The sequence below is a fragment of the Acidovorax radicis N35 genome, from assembly GCF_000204195.1.
GTDB classification, from domain to species: domain Bacteria; phylum Pseudomonadota; class Gammaproteobacteria; order Burkholderiales; family Burkholderiaceae_C; genus Acidovorax; species Acidovorax radicis.
Window position 1 is genome coordinate 771,500 of sequence record NZ_AFBG01000018.1, and the last position, 17,603, is coordinate 789,102.

Genomic DNA, 17,603 nt, shown 5'->3' on the forward strand with positions numbered 1-17,603 from the left:
TTTCATGACGCAACAACCCACAGGATTTTTCTCCACCCGCCGATCCCTCCTTCTCACTGGCGCAGCCGCGCTCGCAGCGCCCATGGTGCTGCGTGCACAGACGCCGACCAAAGTCGTCCGTATCGGTTCGCCCGACCTGGGGACGGCCAACAAGCCTTCGCCTGGCAGCAGCGCGCTGGCGGTGGCGCATGCCAACCGGTGGCTCGAAGAAGAGTTCGCCAAGGACGGCATCACGGTGGACTGGAAGTTCTTCCGGGGGGCGGGCCCGGCTGTGGCCGAGGCCCTGTCGGCCAAGCAGCTGGACGTGGTGTTCCTGGGCGATCTGGCCTCGGTCATTGGCCGCTCGCGCGGCCTGCCCACACGCTACCTGCTGCCCACGGGGCGCGGCTCCAACAGCTATCTGGCCACCGCGCCGGGCGTGAAGATCAGCTCAGTGGCCGAGCTCAAGGGGCGCAAGGTGTCGGTGCTCAAGGGCACGGCTTACCAGCGGCCCTTTGACAACCTGCTGGCCACGGCCGGGCTCACTGAAAAAGACGTCAAGCTCATCAACCTGGACTGGCCCAGTTCCAAGGCCGCCGTGGTGGCGGGCGAGATCGACGCGACCTTTGGCGGCTCCGACCTGTTCTTGCTGCGCGACAAGGGCGTGAACATCCCGCTGAGCACCAAGGGGCGCGGGCCTGCGTTCACCATCAACGCGGGTGTGCTGGCCACGCAGGACTTCATCACCGGCAGCCCACAGCTGGCGCAGCGCCTGGTGCACCAGGTGGTGCGCAGTGCCCATTGGGCCTCCCAGGAGTCCCACCGCGAGGCCTACATCAAGCTGGTGGTGGACCACAGCGGCGCCCCTGAGATCGGCGTGCGTGCCGAGTTCGAGGGCGAGCAGCTGGCCAGCCGGTTCTCGCCGCTTATCGACGAGGCGCTGGTGGCAGGCTACCAGGGTGTGGTGGACGATGGCCTCAAGCTCAACCTCATCCGCCAGGGCTTTGACGTGAACGCCTGGTTCGAGCCGCGTTTTGCGCAACAGGCGCTGCGCGACCTGAAGCTGGAGCGCCATTGGTCTGCGCAGGACGCGCAAGGCAAAGCCAAGGGCGCGGCATGACCAACAAGCCCTTGCAACCGCCCAACATCGTCTTCATTCTGGCCGACGACCTGGGCTGGGCGGACCTGAGCGTGTATGGCCAGGCCGACTTCAGCACGCCGCACCTGGATGCGCTGGCGGGCGAGGGCGTGCGCTTCACGCAGGCCTATGCCAACTCGGCCGTGTGCTCGGCCACGCGCTTTGCGCTCATCACTGGGCGCTACCAGTACCGGCTGCGCGGCGGGCTGGAGGAACCCCTGGTGCGCAAGGCCCATGTGCATGGCTTGCCGCCCGAGCACCCCACGCTGCCCTCGCTGCTGCGCAATGCGGGCTACGACACCGCGCTGATCGGCAAATGGCACCTGGGCAGCCTGCCCACGTTCGGCCCGCTCAAGAGCGGCTACAACCGATTTTTTGGCAACTACGGCGGCGCGATCGACTACTTCACGCACAAGCCTGGCGTGGGCGAAGCCGTGCCGCGCGATTTGTACGAAGGCGAGGTGCCGGTGGAGCGTGTCGGCTACTACACGCAGCTGCTGGCCGACGAGGCATCGGGCTGGCTGCGCGGGCGCAGCGCCGGCAGCAAGCCATTTTTCTTGTCGCTGCACTTCACCGCGCCGCACTGGCCCTGGGTGGGGCCCGAGGACGAAGAGGTCTCTCTGGGCCTCAAGGACCTCTTTCACTATGACGGCGGCAACCTGCATACCTACGGCAAGATGGTGCGGTCGCTCGATGGCGCCGTGGGCCAGGTGCTGCACGCGCTGCAGGAGCAGGGCCTGGCGGACAACACCATCGTGGTGTTCACCAGCGACAACGGCGGCGAGCGTTTTTCCAAGACCTGGCCTTTTACTGGCCAGAAGACCGAGCTGCTCGAAGGCGGCATCCGTGTGCCCACGCTGCTGCGCTGGCCCGCACGCATTGCGCCGCAGGTGAGCGACCAGGTCACCGCCACCATGGACTGGTTGCCCACACTGCTGGCGGCGGCTGGCGTGGCGCCCGACGCCGACTACCCATCCGACGGCGAGAACATCCTGCCCGTGCTGGAGGGCCATGCCCGTGTGCACCCGCGCACCTTGTTCTGGCGCTACAAGTCGCAACGCCAGCGCGCCGTGCGCGAGGGCCGTTTCAAGTACCTCAAGATCAACGACAACGAGTTCCTGTTCGACGTGGAGGACGACACGCTGGAGCGCGCCAACCTGCGCCACAAGCACCCCGAGGTGTTCGAGCGCCTGCGCGCGGCGTGGGAACAGTGGAACGCGCAGTTCCTGTCGATCACCGACGAGGTCGTCACCCACGGCCTGTCGCCCGACATCCAGGCCGATCGCTATGCCCCCGACCTGAGCCAGCGGGGGATGTGAACATTCCTACCTGCAAAAAATCAATAAAAATTGGCCCTGGCGCTTGATGGGTAAGCGCTAGTAGCTATCAAAAATATAGTGTTTGACGTGCTGCAAATGACCGGTGTGCCCTCTGGCCGCCATCCGCACCCACCCTCACCGGGCGCTGCAGTGGCGGTCACCTTCTTTCTCTCTGACGGGCTTCTATGAACTTTCAGCAACTGCGCTCCGTGCGCGAAGCCGTGCGGCGCGGCTTTAACCTGACCGAAGTGGCCCACATGCTGCACACCTCGCAACCTGGCGTCAGCCGCCAGATCCGCGAACTGGAAGAAGAACTGGGCGTGGAGATTTTTGTGCGTGCGGGCAAGCGCCTGACGGGCCTCACGCCACCCGGCGAGGCGCTGCTGCCCACGGTGGAGCGCCTGTTGCTGGAGGCCGACAACCTCAAGCGCGCGGGCCAGGATTTCAGCGACAGCGCCACAGGCCGGCTGTCGGTGGCGGCCACACACTCGCAGGCGCGTTATGCGCTGCCCCAGGTGGTGCGCGACTTCCGGGCGCTGTTTCCGCAGGTGTCGCTGCACCTGCACCAGGGCTCCCCGCGCCAGGTGGCCGAGATGCTGCTCAGCGGCGAGGCTGACATCGGCGTGGCCACCGAGGCACTGGCGGGTTATGACGCACTGGTCACGCTGCCATGCTACCGCTGGACCCACAGCATCGTCGTGCCCCCGGGCCACCCTCTGCTGGAGCTGGAGGGACCGGTGACGCTGGAGCAGTTGGCGCAGTACCCCATCATCACCTACGAGCTGGGCTACACGGGCCGCGCGCACATCGACGAGGCCTTTGCCCGCGAGGGCATCGCCCCCGACATCGTGCTCACCGCCATGGATGCCGACGTGATCAAGACCTATGTGGAGCTGGACATGGGCGTGGGCATCGTCGCTTCGATTGCCGTGGACGCCGAGCGCGACCGCCACCTGCGTCTGATCGACGCGGGCCACCTGTTCGAGGTCAACCTGACCCGCCTGGGCCTGCGCCGTGGCGCCTGGCTGCGTGGCTACGCTTACCACTTCATCGAAAGTTTTGTGCCCACGTTGACGCGGGAGGCGGTGGAGAAAGCGGTGCAGCAGGGCGGCTATCGCTCTGCAGATGCGGAGGAGGGCAGGGGGTATTTAGGGGAGCTGTTCCCCGGCCGCTACGGTACACCTAGGGCCTGCCCGGCCCGAGAGGATGTGGCACAGACGGGGACCGGTCTCCCCGCAGGCCCTATTCAGGGGAACGGGTCCCGGGGGCTATTTCTTGGCGGGCGTGCTTGCGCCCTGGTTTGCATCAATCTCTCGCAGCATCTCGTTGGATTTGTCCAGTGCCTGTGCCGTCTCACTGAGCTGTTGTTCGATCTCCGCCGTCCGTTCGACTGCGGCCTGCAGATCGCCCTCAGCAGCCTTGGGCTGCACTTTGGTGGACAGCACGGCATGAACCACTTCCAATTCGCTTGCAGCAGCTTTGATCTGCTCGGCCGCTTCGACGTTCTGATTCAGGACATCGGAGATGGCAGCGTCCTTTGATTGCATGGTTTTGGTCGCCATAGGTAGGATTTAGAGTAAGACAAACTGGGCTCGAACATCCCCCGGGAGAAACACTTCACCGGGTGACTGCCTACATGCTGGTCAATGGCGTTGGACGGAATGAGGAAACGCGTTCTTCAACGGGTGCGCCCGGCATGTTTTGCGGTGCACCCTGTTGCCATTCTCGTCGAAGACCGCCAGACCCCACAAGGCGCCCTTGCGGCTGACGCTGGTGCACAGCCTTTGGGACGCTGGGTTGACCATGCGCTGGGTGTTGGAAACGGTCGCGCAGTGGGCGCATACGCTCATAGTCTTGAGCGGCCAAGTTTGATGCGTGAAATCCATGGCAGCGTGTTACAAACGTGCGCAAAAGGGATGGAAATGAAAATCTTCAAGGCTTTGGCCGCTGCTTTGCTGCTGGCTTGCTGCAACGCGCATGCTGTCTACACGACCTACATCTATGAGAGCGGCGGTAACGTCGTGGCAAGTGGAGCAGGGACACTCGATACGACGTCGCTGGGAGCGCTGGGGGCTTTGTCCGTGACCCCATTGGTCATTCCCGTCAGCGCGATATTGCGCGTGGGAACGCCCGGGGCATCCATCCAGGCATTTGGTCCGCTGAACGGGCCCGCATCTTTTGGCCCGGGCGGTCTGACAAATGCAGATGGGGGTAGCGGCGACATGGTGGGGCTTTTTGGCGCGCTGGCATTGTTTGTGCCCCAGGCCTATGTTGCAGGTGATCCACTCAGTTCGTCAGCCAGCTGGTCTGCCGCCACCCTTGCAACCCTGGGCTTGACCCCTGGCGACTACACCTGGACGTGGGGCAGCGGGCCGTCCTCCGACTCGTACACCCTGCGGGTCGGGGTTGCGCCGCCAGGGGTGATCGTCGCATCCATTCCCACCCTGTCTGAATGGGCTTCGGTGGTGATGTCTGCACTCTTGGCGATTGGCGGTATCTGTGCCCTTCGGCGGCGACGGCCCTAGACGCGACGCACCGGCTTGCCGCCATGCCCACGCTGGCGCAAAGGGCCACGATGCAGGTGTTGGGGCTGCCGGCAATCTCAGGCTCCAGCACGCCCTACCGCGTTGCATATTTCGCGCCACCAGCAACTTGCCGATGTAGGACCACGCCCATATCCACGGCCATGAAATAAGCGCATGCTGGGCAAAGCATCGATGACCACTGGAGCTGGGTCTCTTCGCCCCCGGTTTTAGCAACTCCAGAACCAAGGTCAGCTATGTGTATCAAGATCACCGTTGCGCAAACGGTGCCGGATGACGCATTCACGCGCATCGTAGCATTGACGCAGTTCCTTCAGAAAACCGACCCCAACTTCGAAGACCAGCAGTTTGGAATTGTTCGTGGTGAGGCGGCAGATGTGGTCGTCATCGACCCGGAGGACAAGATTCGTGAAAAGCTTCTGCATCTATTGGTGGTAGAGGCGATAACGGCCGACACGGATTCGGTCATGGGCTCGCTAAGCTAACAAGGCGGCAATGCCCGAGGACTACAGAAAACGCTGAGTCGCCCCGCGCCCTGGCGGGCGCAAGCTTGCAGCTATTGACCACAAAAAAGTCCTCCGTGCTCCATCGAGCGCTTTGTTTGTTGAGGACCCCATGAGCATCACCATCACTGTCGATCACACCGTTTCTGAGGACGATTTCGAAGAAGTCGAGACTCTGGCGAGGCACTTGCAAGGCAGCGACTACAACTTCAATGGCCGGGCAATTTGGGTCATCCATGGCTCCCTGACAGACGTCACAGATAGCCAGGATCCATTGCGGGGGGCGCTGCTGATGCTGATGGTGGACGGCTTGTTGAAACGCTTGCGCATCCCGTCCAAATAGATGAGAGGGGCGCTTGTCCTCAACGTGTTCACTCCGCAGCCTTCGCCCCTGGCCACGTGCCGCCAGGGATGGCCACAACTTCGTCACACAGCTGGTTGTGGGCGGTGGCGCATGTGCCAGAACACTGCGGCCCCGACCACTGTGGCAGCAAACAAGCCAATGGCTACGGCGTTGAGCAGGGCACCGGTGCCCCGCCACGCAGGGTCGTACAGACCGATGCCCAACCGCACGATCAGTGAAAGATGCAGGGCCGCCAGCGGCACATAGAACAGTGAGCCGAATTGAAGCTTGATGCGGGCAATGGCGGGGAGGATGACCGGAGCGTGCCCCATCATCATGCTCACGATAAACCCCAGCCCCAGCGCGTGCAGTGCGGCATCCCGCAGCGGAAGGCCCAGCGCTGTGCCCGTCCAGGCCAACCCGGCAACCGCCAGCCAAACGTAGCCGCCCAGCAAGCACACGGCCATGAAACGCGCCAAGCCCTGGGCCAGCACGGTGCGGCGTGCGATGTCAAAAATGCCAAGCCACAGGGCCAGGAAAAACAACGAAAAACCGTAGAGCACCCCGCCCGCCCGCGGTGAGAACGCTGACAGCGCTGCACCCACAGCCATCGCACCCAGGAGCAGCCCCAGCGAAAGCTGTGCACCCGGGCGCCGGCGCATTAACCGCGTCATTTCCAGTCGCTCGGCGGCAATCGTCATCACCAGAAATGCAAACCACCACGGCACGCTGGACGCGTCCCCCGGCCGGCGCAGGAACAACAAGCTACCCGTGAGCCAGGCGAGTGCGCCAGCGAGCAGCAAGATGGTATGGGCCGCACGCTGACGATGAACCACCACCACATTGACCCCCACGAAAACCACTGCGGCCACGGCGAGCAGCCAGGCCCCCGCAGTCGTCTGGCCGGCCAGCAGGCACAGCCCTCCCAAACCAGAGGCTACCGGCGCCAGCCAGGCAGAGTGCCGCTTGACCGCAACGGCCCGCTCGATACCGATGACGGTGCCCATGAACCCGCAAATCATCAGTGCACCGTGGCTCACCGCTGCGTTGCCCAACCAATGGCCCGTCGGAAAGGGCAAAGAGAGCACCCTACCTGCTCGCAGCAGGCCTCCAGCGATGCCGCTCAGCAGCGCCAGTGCCACCAGTATCAAGAGGATGGGGACCAAGGTGGTGGCACGGGTGGATGCAGCGCGTTGCCTGGCAGGAGGTGAGCCCGCCGGAGGAGTCACCATCCCATGAAGCGCTTGGCGCCCTCGCTCAAGCGGTCGGTGGTCCATGGTGGCTCCCAGACCAGCTCGACCTGGATCAGCAACTCCGGTGGCATGTCGCGGTCGAGCTCGGTTTCGATTTCTTCCAGGATCACGTCGGTCACGGGGCACGCTGCAGAGGTCATGGTGACCAGGGCATGCAGCTTTCCTTGCGCTACGGTGACGCCGTAGATCAGCCCCACATCCACCACGTTCATGGCTACCTCGGGATCGACCACACGGCGCAGCGCTGCAAGGATCGGTGCGCGCAACTCCTCTGGGCCGTCGTACGGAAAAGGTGATGGGCTCATGGCAATGTCTGCACTGCTTGGCGCTTACTCTTCACCGTGAGCGCGAGCAGGAGAATGGCTGTGGCGCCTGCTTGTGTAGGCGCTGAATGAGCGCCTGCAGAGGCCATTGGTGGGGAGGCGGTGGGCTGGAACATTGTGGCTCCTGAAAGGAAGTCAGCTTGGACGCACTATTGATTCGAATCGAACACAGAGACCTTTGCAAGCACGCCAGGAGATCAATGGCGCGCAGCACTTGCAATGCAATGCAAACTCAAAGTGAAAAATATGAATGAAATCAGTCTCTGGCGCTTTATCAATAAGCGTTAATAGCTATTAATTTAATAGCATTCTTTCTGCGACTCAACGCGGCACGCACCCCGCGAAGCCCTTCGGCCCCGCCGCATCCACGTCCGCCAGCGTCAGCGCCACCGTGCTGTCGTTCTGTCCCGGAATCTTGGTCAGTCGCTGTCCGTTTTGCCAACGCCACAGCTTGCCGTCAAAGCTGTAGATGAAGGTGTGGGTGCGGTTGGACAGCAGGTGCGCGGGGGTCAGGGTGATGGCCTGTGCGGCGGCCTCGGTGGTGGCCGTGGCCTGGGCTTCGTTGTCCCTGATGACGATCTTGCCGACGTAGGGTGTGACGGGCGATTCGGTGCGGTTGATTTCGCGCTGTACCAGGGCGGGGCTGTGGCCAGTCTTGGTCCATTCGCCGCTGCCGCCGGGGCGCACATGGGGTTCGCGCGCGGCGAGGAACTGTGTACATGCTGCCACGAGGGTGCCGAAATCAGCCTCGGCAGTGCTGGATGTTGCAGGGATCTCGCCAGCCCGATCACACCCCGAAAGTACCAGGGCTGTCAGCACCAGGACCGATAGGCCCACAGACCCTTTGGCGAACTGTGGCCAGTGGTGGAGGGCCGTGGATGGCGACGCGGAGGAAGGGCGGGGGATGTGGGGCACGGGGTGATTGTGGCGGCTCATGGGGGTGCGCGGTCTTGATGTGCGTCAAGTGCCGGTCTGTCGCTGCTGCTGCTGCCGCCGCCGCCGCCGCCATTCCCGCCGGCCACTCAGTCTGCCGGCCGGGCGTGTGGCAGCCAGACGCTGGCGACCAGCCCTGGGCCGTCTTGTGCCGGGTCCAGTGCCAGCCGTCCGCCCATCAGCTGCGCGTAGCGCGCCACGATGGACAGCCCCAGCCCCGCACCCTGGCCCAGGCGCACGCCCTGGTCGCCTTGTGCCCAGCGCTGCAGCAGGCGCTGCGCCAGTGCAGCGTCCACCCCGGGGCCGTTGTCGGCCACGCTCAGCACCACGTGCTCGCCCCGCACCTGCAGTGCGACGGTGATGCGGGGCGTGTTGCCGCGCCCATAACGCAGCGCGTTGTCCAGCAGGTTGTTCAAGATGCCTTCCATGAGGGCCGCGCTGGCGCGCACCTCCACGGTCTGCTCCAGGCCTTCGGCCCCCAGGTCTACGCCCAGGGCGTCTGCGCGCGATAAAAAGCGCAGAAGTACATCGCGCACCAGGGCGTTGAGCGCGATCGTCTGCAGCGTCAGCGCAATGCCGCCTTCGGCCGCGCGTGCCAGCGCGAGAAGCTGGTCCACCGTGCGGCTGGCCCGCTGTTCGGCCTGCTTGATGCCTTCGAGTTCGCTGCGCCAGATGGCGGGGTCGTCCTGTGCCAGCGCATGGGCGGCCTGGGCGCGGATACCCGCCAGGGGCGTGCGCAGCTCGTGCGCCACGTTGCCGGCGAACTCGCGCTGCGCATGCAGGCTGTGTTGCACCCGCGCCAGCAGGCCATCCAGGGCCATGCTCAGGCGTTGAACATCGCGGGTGCCTGCCTGCTGCGTCAGCGCCTGTGGCAGGGGCTGCAGGTCGGCGGCGTCGCGCTGGTCCACCGCATCCTGCAGCGTGGTCAGTGGCCGCAGGTCGCGTTCGATGCCACGCAACAGCCATGAGCCCAGCACCACCAGCAGCCACAGCTGGGCCAGGCCTGAATACACCAGCAGCCTGCGCAGCAGCTGTGTGCGCTCGGCCGTGGTTTGCGCCATGACCACCGTGAAGGAGGGGGAGCCTGCAATGTGCAGGCTCACGCGGCGCAGTTCGCGCCCTTGATGCGCGAGCTGCGAAAACGCGTGGGTGCTGCCCGGGGCCACGTTGCCCGCCGCCAGGTCGTGGTCGCCCGCGATGAAGATGCCTTCGGGCCCATACACAGCAAACCACACGGTCTCGCTTTGGTCAAAGCGCAGCAGGCCCACCTCGCGCGGGGTCAGGTCCAGCCGCAGCGCGTCGGCCCCTGGGCTCCCGCCGCGCACGTGGGCCGCCAGCGCATGGGCGTCGTCCAGCAGCGCACGGTCAAAGGCCTGGGCCACAAAATGGTTGCCCACGCCCAGAACCACGGCGCTGCCCAGTCCCCAGATCAGTACCAGTGACAACAACACGCGGCGCCCGATGCGCTGGCGCAGGGCGGGCGGCTGGCGCCCGAGTGCCTGGCTGGCGCTAGGCACTGGTTGCCTCGTCCTCCAGCACATAACCCAGCCCGCGCAGGGTGCGGATCGCGGCGCCGCTGCCCGCGATCTTGCGCCGCAAGCGCGAAAACGAGGCCTCCAGTGCGTTTTCGCCCAGCACCTCGCCCGCATCGGACAGGCGCGAGGACAGGTCGGCTTTGCTCAGCACGCGGCCGGGGGGCGTCATCAGCTCCCACAGCAGGTCGAACTCCCGCGCGGGCAGCTCCAGCGGTTGCCCCGCCACGCTGACGCGGCGCGCCAGGCGGTCCAGCGCCAGTTGGCCCACGGTCACCAGGTCGGCCGTGCCGCTGGCGCGGCGCAGCAGGGCGCGCAGGCGGGCTTCCACTTCCTTGAGTTCGTAGGGCTTGCCCAGGTAGTCGTCGGCGCCTGCATCCAGCCCGGCAATGCGTTCTTCGGTGCTGTCACGCGCGCTGAGCACCAGCACCGGCGTGCGGTCGCCGCGTGCACGGGCGCAGCGCAAAGCCGTCAAACCGCTGCCCAGGCCGCTGCGAGCGTGTGTGGCATAGGGCAGGTTGAGGTCCAGCAGCACGGCGTCAAAGGCTTGCACGGCCCACCAGTGCTGGGCTTCTTCGATGGTGTGGGCCAGCTCGACGCGGTGGCCTGCGTTTTCAAGGCCGTGCGCCATGGTGCGGCTCAACACGGGATCGTCTTCCACCAGGAGGAGGCGCATGGGTCGGCTCTACGTTCTACGTGAAATTACGCATGGCCCAGATCAGCCAGCGATCAGGTTCGATGGGGATAGTCCACCAGCATAACGTTTCAGGAGACAGACTTTTCATGATCAATCGCAATCTGGTCAGAGGCTTTGCCCTCATGGCCCTGGCGCTGGGCTTTGGCCTGCCGTCGATGGGCTACTCGCTGGGCTCGCTCAGCCGCGCTGGCTCGGGGCTGTTCCCGTTCATCGTCAGCTGCATACTTTTTGCCATCGGGGGCATCACCGTGGTGCGCGCGCGCCTGGTGGCGCCCGTGCCGATGGATTTTCAATACCGCAACATCGCCATCATCCTCGGCAGCCTGTGCGGCTTTGCCGCGCTGTCGCACTTCGTGAACATGATCGCGGGCATCGTCTTCCTGGTGTTCTGCTCGGGGTTTGCAGGCACGTCGTACTCGGTGGTGCGCAATCTCAAGATCGCGGCGGTGCTGGTGGGCATTGCCTTCATGTTCCAGAAGCTGCTGGGCGTCAACCTGCCGCTGTACTGAGGTCATCACCATGGACGTCCTCCACAACCTCGCGTTCGGCTTCAGCCACGCGCTCACACTGCAGAACCTGATGTTCTGTGCCCTCGGCTGCACCGTGGGCACCCTGGTGGGACTGCTGCCGGGCCTGGGCCCGCTGGCCACCATCAGCCTGTTGCTGCCGCTGACGTATTCCATCGACACCACCGGCGCACTCATCATGCTGGCCGGCATCTACTACGGGGCGCAATACGGCGACAGCGTGAGCGCCATCACCATGAAGATCCCGCACGCCAGCAGCATCGTGGCGTGTATCGATGGGTACCAGATGACGCTCAAAGGCAAGACGGGCCTGGCGCTGTTCACGGCGGGGGTCTCCAGTTTCATCGGTGGCACCGTGGCCATTGTGGTGCTGGCGTTTCTGGCCCCTAGCCTGGGTGAGGTGGCCTTCCTGTTCGGCCCGGCAGACTACTGCGCGCTGATGCTGGTGGGCTTTGTGTGCGTGAGTTTTGTGACCACGGGCAGCCTGCTCAACGGCCTGGCCATGTGCATGGTGGGTGTGCTGCTGGGCTCGATCGGTACGGACGTCAACAGCGGCCTGGCGCGCTTCACCTTCGACATGCCGTTTCTGGCCGATGGTGTGGGCATCGTGAGCATTGCGCTCGGCTGCTTTGGCATCGCCGAGATCACCAAGAACCTGGATGCCCGCGAAGAGCGCTCGCCCTTCAACGGCAAGATCAAGCTCATCCCCACATGGCCCGAGTTCAAGCGCATCATCCCGAGCGCCCTGCGCGGCAGCGTAGTGGGCTCCATCCTGGGCATCCTGCCCGGCGGCGGCCCGGTGATCGCGCAGTTTGCGGCCTACGCGCTGGACAAGAAGGTCAGCAAGTACAAGCACGAGATCGGCAACGGCTCCATCGAAGGCGTGGCCGGCCAGGCCGCTGCCGACGAGGCCGCCGCGCGCACCAGCTTCATCCCGCTGATGAGCATCGGTATCCCCGAGAACGCGGTGATGGCGCTGATGATGGCCGCGTTCATCATCAAGGGCATCCAGCCCGGCCCCAACATGATCGCCGGCCACCCTGAGCTGTTCTGGGGCCTGGTGGCCAGCATGTGGATCGGCAACTGCTTTTTGCTCATCCTGAACGTGCCGCTGGTGCGCTACTGGCTGTCGGTGTTCAAGATCCCGTACAACGTGCTGTTCCCGGCCATTTTGTTCTTCTGCTGCATCGGCACCTACAGCATCAACAACAACCTGGACGACGTGTTCATCACCGTGGCCTTCGGGGCGCTGGGCTACCTCTTCATGCGGCTGGAGATGGACCCGTCACCGCTGATGCTGGGCTTCATCCTGGGCCCCATGCTGGAGGAGAACTTCCGCCGCTCCATGCTGCTGTCGCGCGGCAGCTTCGATGTGTTCATCAACCGGCCCATCAGCGGCACGTTGATCAGCCTGATCGTTGCATTCATCCTGTGGCAGACCTTTGTGTTCTTCCGCCAGCGCGGCAGGGCCAAGCAGCTGGTGGTGGCAGAGCCCGCCGCAACCTGACGATTGACTCTCTCTGTTGGCTGCTTCGCAGTCTTGCAAGGCCGGTCGCCCCAGGGCGAGCGGCCTTTTTTGTAGATCACTCCACCTTCCACCATCCGGGCAGCAGCATGCGCACTTCAGCCCGCCCGAACCGGTCGTCCATCAGGTGCACCACGCCTTCGTCGCTGGGCGTGCGGATCACCCGGCCTGCGGCCTGCACCACCTTTTGCAGCCCGGGGTAGAGGTACGTGTAGTCATACCCTTCCCCAAACAGTGCCTGCGTGCGCTGGCGAATCTGCTCGTTGACGGGGTTGACCTGCGGCAGGCCCAGCGTGGCCAGAAACGCGCCAATCAGCCGCCGGCCCGGCAGGTCGATACCCTCGGCAAACGCGCCGCCCAGCACGGCAAAACCAATGCCTTCGCTGGTGTCGGTAAAACGCTCCAGAAATTGCCGCTGCTCCGCTTCGAGCATGCGGCGCGACTGGCGCCAGTGCGGCAGGTGCGGGTGCCGCCGCGCAAACCCATCGGCCACCTGCTGCAGATATTCGTAGCTGCTGAAAAACGCCAGGTAGTTGCCCGGCCGCGCATTGAACTGCTGCGCCATCAGCTCGGCAATCGGCGCCAGCGAGGCGTAGCGGTCTGCATAGCGCGTGGAGATGTGGCGCGCCACCTGCACCTTGAGCTGCGCACTCTCAAACGGCGACTCCACGTCCACCCACACATGCTGATCGGGCAAGCCCAGCAGGTCGGCGTAGTAGCGCGCAGGCTGCAGCGTGGCCGAAAACAGCGTGCTGGTGTGCGCGGCCTCCAGCCGGGGTTGCAGAAAAGGCGCGGGCACCACGTTGCGGATGTACACCGTGGCGCTGCCGGGCTTGGCGGCGGCGCTTCCCGGGCGCGACAGGTGCGATGTGTGCGCTGCAGGCCGGGCAATGTCCACCAGCGAGTTCGAATCCAGCAGCTCGGCCAGGCGCGTGATGTGCATCGCCTCGAAGTAGAAGGTCTGCAGCGCCACATCAAGGTCGGCCGGGTGGTCGGAAAAGTGGTCTGACAGCGTGGTGCCGCACTGCTGCAATGCGCCCAGCAGCGCCTCCGGAAAGGCGTCGTACACGGCATAGTCTGCTGCCTGCGCTTTGTCGAGCGCCACCCAGCAGCGGCGCACCTTGTCCAGCGCCTTTTTCAACGCGGGGTGGCGGCTGGCAGCGGGCGATGTGCGGGCCGCCGCCAGCGTGTCGGGGCGCAGTTCGGCGCTGTACATCTTGCGGCCGCGCTCCACCAGGTTGTGGGCCTCGTCCACCAGCAACCCGGCGCGCCATTGGTTGGCCTGCGTCAGCCCGTGCAACAGGCCGCCAAAGTCAAAGTAGTAGTTGTAGTCGCCCACCACCACGTCGGCCCAGCGGGCCAGCTCCTGGCTGAGGTAGTAGGGGCACACCCGGTGGGCCAGCGCCACGTCGCGCACCTGTGCCTGGTGCAGCGGCACGCTGTGGTGGTGATGGGGCGGGGCATTCGGTGCCGCTGCCTCTGCCGCACCCCGGGCCACTTCCGCCGACGCCGACGCCGCACCGCTGCGCGCAGCCTGCAGCGCCGCAGTGCGCGCCCCGGGCAGCCGGTCGTAAAAGCCTTGCGCCAGCGGGCACGACTCGCCGTGGCAGGCCTTGTCGGGGTGCTCGCAGGCCTTGTCGCGCGCCACCAGCTCCAGCACGCGCAGCGGCAGCGTGGGCGCGCTGTCGGCCAGGCGCGCCAGTGCGTCCAGCGCGGTCTGCCGGCCCGAGGTTTTGGCAGCCAGAAAGAACACCTTGTCGAGCTGCTGCGCCGGCGCCGCCTTGAGCAGCGGGAACAGCGTGCCCATGGTCTTGCCAATGCCCGTGGGCGCCTGGGCCAGCAGGCAGCGGCCACCGGTGGCCGCCTTGTACACGGCCTCGGCCAGCGGGCGCTGCCCCGCACGAAAGCCGCCAAACGGAAACACCAGCGCGCCCAGCGCCGCATCGCGCGCCGTGCGGTGCGCCACCTGCTGCTCGGCCCACGCCAAAAAGCGCTGGCACTGCGCCTCAAAGTGCTCGCGCAGTTCGTCGGCGGTGCAGTGCTCGGAAAACACAGTCTCCTTCTGCGAGCCGATGTCAAAGTACACCAGCACCACGTCGATGTGCGCCAGCCGCTCTTGCTGGCACAGCAGCCAGCCATACACCTTGGCCTGCGCCCAGTGCAGGTGGCGGTGTGATGCGGGCTGGCGGTCGAGCCGCCCCTTGAAGGTCTTGACCTCGTCGATGCGTTGCTGGACTGGGTCGTAGCCGTCGGCACGGCCGCGCACCTGCAGCGTCTGGTAGCTACCGCTCAGCGCCACCTCGGCCCGGTAGCCCTTGCCCCTGCGCGCGGCCACCACGCCATGGCCGGCTATGCCTTCGAGTGCTGTGGGGGCGGGCGTGAAGCGCAGGTCCAGGTCGCCCTGTTTGGCGGTGAACTCACACAGCTCCCGCACCGCCACGGTGTAGGTCATGGGGCCTCGGTGCAGGGCGGGGGGCTGTCGTCGGGCGGCAGCAGCTCATCCGCCGCAGCGTCCCCCGCGCCCGGTTCGCCCAGGTGCGCCTGCGCCAGCTCCGCCTCGCTGCGCATTGGCGTGGCCTTGCACAGCGCCATCCACACTGCAAAGGGCAGGGCGCAGGTGGCATGCCGCGCGGGCCGCAGCAGCTCAAAGCGGCCCCCATCACCATCGTCCAGCCCGCCGTGCAGTACCCACACGCCAAAGTGCTCGGGGATCTCGTCCACCTCCGCCACACCCGCCGGGAACACGTAATAGCACTCCTCGCACAGCCACTGGTAGGCCTGCCGCTTGGCGTCGTGCCGCAGGTCCGACAGCAGGTCGGCCCGGCTCGCCTTGACCTCATGCACCATCGGCTGCAAGTAGGCCGGCACCGTGGTGTTGCGCACCGAGAAGAGATCGGGCCGCGCCATGCGCCACACATTGGCCGCGGCGCGGGTGGCGGGGGTGTCGGTGTCTTCGCTCCACAGCGGAGTGTTGTGGCGCTGGGTAGTGCTACTGATGCTGGTGGTGCTGCCGGTTGGTGCGGTGGCCGCGGCGGTATCCAGCGGGTTGGCAGGCGGCTGCGGCGCCGGCCCATCCACCACCGCACGCAGCGACAACTCCCGCCACACGATGCGCCCCGCCGCCAGCAGGTGCTCGGCAAACTTTGCCGCCAGCCGGTCGTGCGTGCTCAGAGCCCGCACACCGCGCTGGCGCGCGATGGCCAGGGTGCGAATGCCTTCATCGGTAAGCCGCAGCGACTCGAACCCCTCGGGCGACACATGCAGCGCCACCAACTGCGCGGCCAGCAGGTCAATCTCCAGCGCGTCCTTGCACGGCCAACCCGCAGAGCGCCAGATTTGCATGAGGCGCGTGCGGTGGAAGCGGGTGAGTTGGATGGGGGGTGGGGAGGACGGGGTGGGGGAGGGCAGCGCCGTCATGGGGTGGAGGGACGGGTGGCGGGGCACTGATTTTAATCACAGTGTCCATGGGGCGCGTCCCTCAAGCGGCTAGGGCAGCGCCAGACGGATGAAAATTGAGAAAAATTGGCCTCTAGCGCTTGATGGGTAATCACTAGATGCTATATAAAAGTGAGCATTCTTATGCGGGCAGCCGTATAGGCATACGATGACTGCTGTGCAGCGATAGCGGTCATCCAGGTAAAAGTGTGCAAATGACTCCAACTGACCGCCGATTCGGGGCGGAGCATCTCGCTAAAGCGCACGCCAAGTTAACCCGCTACCGCGTGCGTGGCAGCCCCTCCATGAGCAGCGTCAATGCGCGCTGCAGCCCTGCCGCCGCCATGGGCGAGCCCTTGTCGAAACCCATCCGCACCACGACAAGGTCGTGCGAGGGGACGATGATCACGAATTGCCCGCCCGCGCCAAGCATGTAGTACGCGGAGGTGGGCAAGGCAGGGAAGGCGCCAGTGCCGTTGATCCAGAAGAAGCCGCCGTAGATGGGGCGCTTGTCGGCGGCCCAGGCGGGGGCCACGGTGCTCACGAAGTTGACAAATCCCGCAGGCAGAACGCGCTCGCCGTTCCATAGACCATCCTGTAGATATAGGTTGCCCAGGCGTGCCCAATCGCGTGCGGCCATGAACTCGTAGCCCTGGGTGAGGAAATTACCGTAGGGATCGGTCTCCATCACCATAGAGCGGATACCGATCTTGTCGAACAGATTGCGCTGAGGGAAAGAGAAATAGTCCTCGCCGCGCTTTTCCACTGCCAGGCGCACCAGGTAGCTGGCCAGCACGGGGTCGGTGTTGCGGTAGCGGCCGACCGTGTTAGGAGGCCATTGCTGCGGCCGCGTGGCGGCATAGTTGAATGAGTTGACGCGCCCGGTGTACAGGTACGTGTGGTCAGGGTAGGTGCCGGCGGGGTCAAAGTCCGGGTCGTCCGGCGCCTTGATGCGCAGCCCGCTGGACATGTTCAGGATGTCGGCAATGCGGATCTGCTGCCGCGGGTCACCTGCGGTCTGCCACTCTGGAATGGGGGCGGGCTGCTCGAGCTTGTATTCGCCCTGCTGCATGAGCACGCCCATGAGTGTTCCCACCACGCTCTTGCCCATGGACCACGACTCAAGCGGGGTCGTGCGCGTGATACCGGGCATGTAGCGCTCGCCGATGATCCGGCCCTTGTAGGTGGCCACAAAGGCCGTGGTGTATGCATCTGGCACAGAAAAGGCGGCATCCACCGCCTGAGCCGCCCGGCCCGTATCGTAGCCCGAGGGCGGCGTACTGGGCAGAACATCGCCCATGGGCCAAGCCTGGCTGGCCGCATCGGGCAGCGCGCTGCCAACAACCCTGGGGGTAAAAAAACACCCCACTTTGCCCCGTCGGCAGCGCCACACAGCCTTGCGATCCGACATGGCGCGCAACCATGGTCGCCCCGCCCGGGATGGTGACTCGCACCTCTTTGAGTTCACGGTCCACCACCGGCTTGCCCAGGCGCTTTCGCTGTTCGTAAGGACCGGTGAAGTAACCCACGCTTTCGGCTGCCACATCCAGGTC

15 protein-coding genes and 1 pseudogene are annotated in these 17,603 nt (G+C 65.3%); 8 read left to right on the forward strand and 8 right to left on the reverse strand.

Features of this window, described 5'->3' with window-relative positions; translation table 11 throughout:
* Positions 1 to 4 precede the first annotated feature (4 nt).
* The 6 genes and pseudogenes from ARADN35_RS0109245 (at position 5) to ARADN35_RS0109275 (ending at position 5,825) form a co-directional block, all read left to right on the forward strand.
* On the forward strand, positions 5 to 1,099 hold the full coding sequence (locus tag ARADN35_RS0109245; RefSeq protein WP_029413774.1) for an ABC transporter substrate-binding protein: 1,095 nt from the start codon (positions 5 to 7) through the stop codon (positions 1,097 to 1,099).
* A complete protein-coding gene (locus ARADN35_RS0109250; protein ID WP_010461322.1) occupies positions 1,096 to 2,436 on the forward strand; it encodes a sulfatase family protein in 1,341 nt (446 codons plus the stop codon). The genes ARADN35_RS0109245 and ARADN35_RS0109250 overlap by 4 nt, the downstream gene beginning before the upstream one ends.
* Before the next feature lie 185 nt (positions 2,437 to 2,621).
* Positions 2,622 to 3,539: pseudogene (locus tag ARADN35_RS26110) on the forward strand (CysB family HTH-type transcriptional regulator); the annotation flags it as partial.
* A 558-nt stretch (positions 3,540 to 4,097) separates the two neighbouring features.
* Positions 4,098 to 4,961, forward strand: coding sequence for an IPTL-CTERM sorting domain-containing protein (locus ARADN35_RS0109265; RefSeq protein WP_159103185.1), 864 nt, complete (start codon positions 4,098 to 4,100; stop codon positions 4,959 to 4,961).
* 254 nt (positions 4,962 to 5,215) lie between these two features.
* Positions 5,216 to 5,464, forward strand: coding sequence for a hypothetical protein (locus ARADN35_RS0109270; RefSeq protein WP_010461330.1), 249 nt, complete (start codon positions 5,216 to 5,218; stop codon positions 5,462 to 5,464).
* A 130-nt stretch (positions 5,465 to 5,594) separates the two neighbouring features.
* Entirely contained in the window at positions 5,595 to 5,825 is a 231-nt protein-coding gene (locus ARADN35_RS0109275; protein ID WP_010461332.1) for a hypothetical protein, read from the forward strand.
* A gap of 83 nt (positions 5,826 to 5,908) precedes the next feature.
* Here the strand turns inward: ARADN35_RS0109275 and ARADN35_RS0109280 are convergent, their stop codons facing one another.
* The 5 genes from ARADN35_RS0109280 to ARADN35_RS0109300 all read right to left on the reverse strand — a co-directional run bounded on the left by ARADN35_RS0109280 (position 5,909) and on the right by ARADN35_RS0109300 (position 10,542).
* Complete coding sequence (locus ARADN35_RS0109280; RefSeq protein ID WP_010461334.1) at positions 5,909 to 6,991, reverse strand: hypothetical protein; 1,083 nt, start codon at positions 6,989 to 6,991, stop codon at positions 5,909 to 5,911.
* 59 nt (positions 6,992 to 7,050) lie between these two features.
* Entirely contained in the window at positions 7,051 to 7,383 is a 333-nt protein-coding gene (locus tag ARADN35_RS0109285; protein WP_010461336.1) for a metal-sulfur cluster assembly factor, read from the reverse strand.
* A 339-nt stretch (positions 7,384 to 7,722) separates the two neighbouring features.
* On the reverse strand, positions 7,723 to 8,337 hold the full coding sequence (locus ARADN35_RS0109290; protein ID WP_010461338.1) for a hypothetical protein: 615 nt from the start codon (positions 8,335 to 8,337) through the stop codon (positions 7,723 to 7,725).
* Between the two features lie 86 nt (positions 8,338 to 8,423).
* Positions 8,424 to 9,875, reverse strand: a complete 1,452-nt coding sequence (locus ARADN35_RS0109295; protein WP_050812470.1) for a sensor histidine kinase — start codon at positions 9,873 to 9,875, stop codon at positions 8,424 to 8,426.
* On the reverse strand, positions 9,844 to 10,542 hold the full coding sequence (locus ARADN35_RS0109300) for a response regulator transcription factor (RefSeq protein ID WP_010461342.1): 699 nt from the start codon (positions 10,540 to 10,542) through the stop codon (positions 9,844 to 9,846). Before ARADN35_RS0109300 ends, ARADN35_RS0109295 begins: the two co-directional genes overlap by 32 nt.
* 107 nt (positions 10,543 to 10,649) lie before the next feature.
* Between ARADN35_RS0109300 and ARADN35_RS0109305 the strand changes: the two genes are divergently transcribed.
* A complete protein-coding gene (locus ARADN35_RS0109305) occupies positions 10,650 to 11,072 on the forward strand; it encodes a tripartite tricarboxylate transporter TctB family protein (protein WP_010461343.1) in 423 nt (140 codons plus the stop codon).
* A 10-nt stretch (positions 11,073 to 11,082) separates the two neighbouring features.
* Entirely contained in the window at positions 11,083 to 12,597 is a 1,515-nt protein-coding gene (locus ARADN35_RS0109310) for a tripartite tricarboxylate transporter permease (protein WP_010461345.1), read from the forward strand.
* A gap of 76 nt (positions 12,598 to 12,673) precedes the next feature.
* Here ARADN35_RS0109310 and ARADN35_RS0109315 read toward each other — a convergent pair whose 3' ends face one another.
* The 3 genes from ARADN35_RS0109315 to ARADN35_RS26115 all read right to left on the reverse strand — a co-directional run bounded on the left by ARADN35_RS0109315 (position 12,674) and on the right by ARADN35_RS26115 (position 17,350).
* The gene (locus tag ARADN35_RS0109315; protein ID WP_010461346.1) at positions 12,674 to 15,067 is read right to left on the reverse strand and encodes an ATP-dependent DNA helicase; all 2,394 of its coding nucleotides are present in this window, start codon (positions 15,065 to 15,067) and stop codon (positions 12,674 to 12,676) included.
* Positions 15,064 to 15,957, reverse strand: a complete 894-nt coding sequence (locus ARADN35_RS0109320) for a hypothetical protein (protein WP_010461347.1) — start codon at positions 15,955 to 15,957, stop codon at positions 15,064 to 15,066. The genes ARADN35_RS0109315 and ARADN35_RS0109320 overlap by 4 nt, the downstream gene beginning before the upstream one ends.
* Before the next feature lie 373 nt (positions 15,958 to 16,330).
* A complete protein-coding gene (locus ARADN35_RS26115; protein WP_010461348.1) occupies positions 16,331 to 17,350 on the reverse strand; it encodes a serine hydrolase domain-containing protein in 1,020 nt (339 codons plus the stop codon).
* Positions 17,351 to 17,603: the final 253 nt, after the last annotated feature.

What these genes read in the sequence shown, in the direction of transcription:
- ARADN35_RS0109305 (WP_010461343.1), top strand. Translation starts at nt 10,650, where the DNA reads ATGATCAATCGCAATCTGGTCAGAGGCTTTGCCCTCATGGCCCTGGCG.
- ARADN35_RS0109270 (WP_010461330.1), top strand. Translation starts at nt 5,216, where the DNA reads ATGTGTATCAAGATCACCGTTGCGCAAACGGTGCCGGATGACGCATTC.
- ARADN35_RS0109320 (WP_010461347.1), bottom strand. Translation starts at nt 15,957, where the DNA reads ATGCAAATCTGGCGCTCTGCGGGTTGGCCGTGCAAGGACGCGCTGGAG.
- ARADN35_RS0109300 (WP_010461342.1), bottom strand. Translation starts at nt 10,542, where the DNA reads ATGCGCCTCCTCCTGGTGGAAGACGATCCCGTGTTGAGCCGCACCATG.
- ARADN35_RS26115 (WP_010461348.1), bottom strand. Translation starts at nt 17,350, where the DNA reads ATGGGCGATGTTCTGCCCAGTACGCCGCCCTCGGGCTACGATACGGGC.
- ARADN35_RS0109245 (WP_029413774.1), top strand. Translation starts at nt 5, where the DNA reads ATGACGCAACAACCCACAGGATTTTTCTCCACCCGCCGATCCCTCCTT.
- ARADN35_RS0109275 (WP_010461332.1), top strand. Translation starts at nt 5,595, where the DNA reads ATGAGCATCACCATCACTGTCGATCACACCGTTTCTGAGGACGATTTC.
- ARADN35_RS0109295 (WP_050812470.1), bottom strand. Translation starts at nt 9,875, where the DNA reads ATGTGCTGGAGGACGAGGCAACCAGTGCCTAGCGCCAGCCAGGCACTC.
- ARADN35_RS0109265 (WP_159103185.1), top strand. Translation starts at nt 4,098, where the DNA reads ATGAGGAAACGCGTTCTTCAACGGGTGCGCCCGGCATGTTTTGCGGTG.
- ARADN35_RS0109285 (WP_010461336.1), bottom strand. Translation starts at nt 7,383, where the DNA reads ATGAGCCCATCACCTTTTCCGTACGACGGCCCAGAGGAGTTGCGCGCA.
- ARADN35_RS0109290 (WP_010461338.1), bottom strand. Translation starts at nt 8,337, where the DNA reads ATGAGCCGCCACAATCACCCCGTGCCCCACATCCCCCGCCCTTCCTCC.
- ARADN35_RS0109310 (WP_010461345.1), top strand. Translation starts at nt 11,083, where the DNA reads ATGGACGTCCTCCACAACCTCGCGTTCGGCTTCAGCCACGCGCTCACA.
- ARADN35_RS0109315 (WP_010461346.1), bottom strand. Translation starts at nt 15,067, where the DNA reads ATGACCTACACCGTGGCGGTGCGGGAGCTGTGTGAGTTCACCGCCAAA.
- ARADN35_RS0109250 (WP_010461322.1), top strand. Translation starts at nt 1,096, where the DNA reads ATGACCAACAAGCCCTTGCAACCGCCCAACATCGTCTTCATTCTGGCC.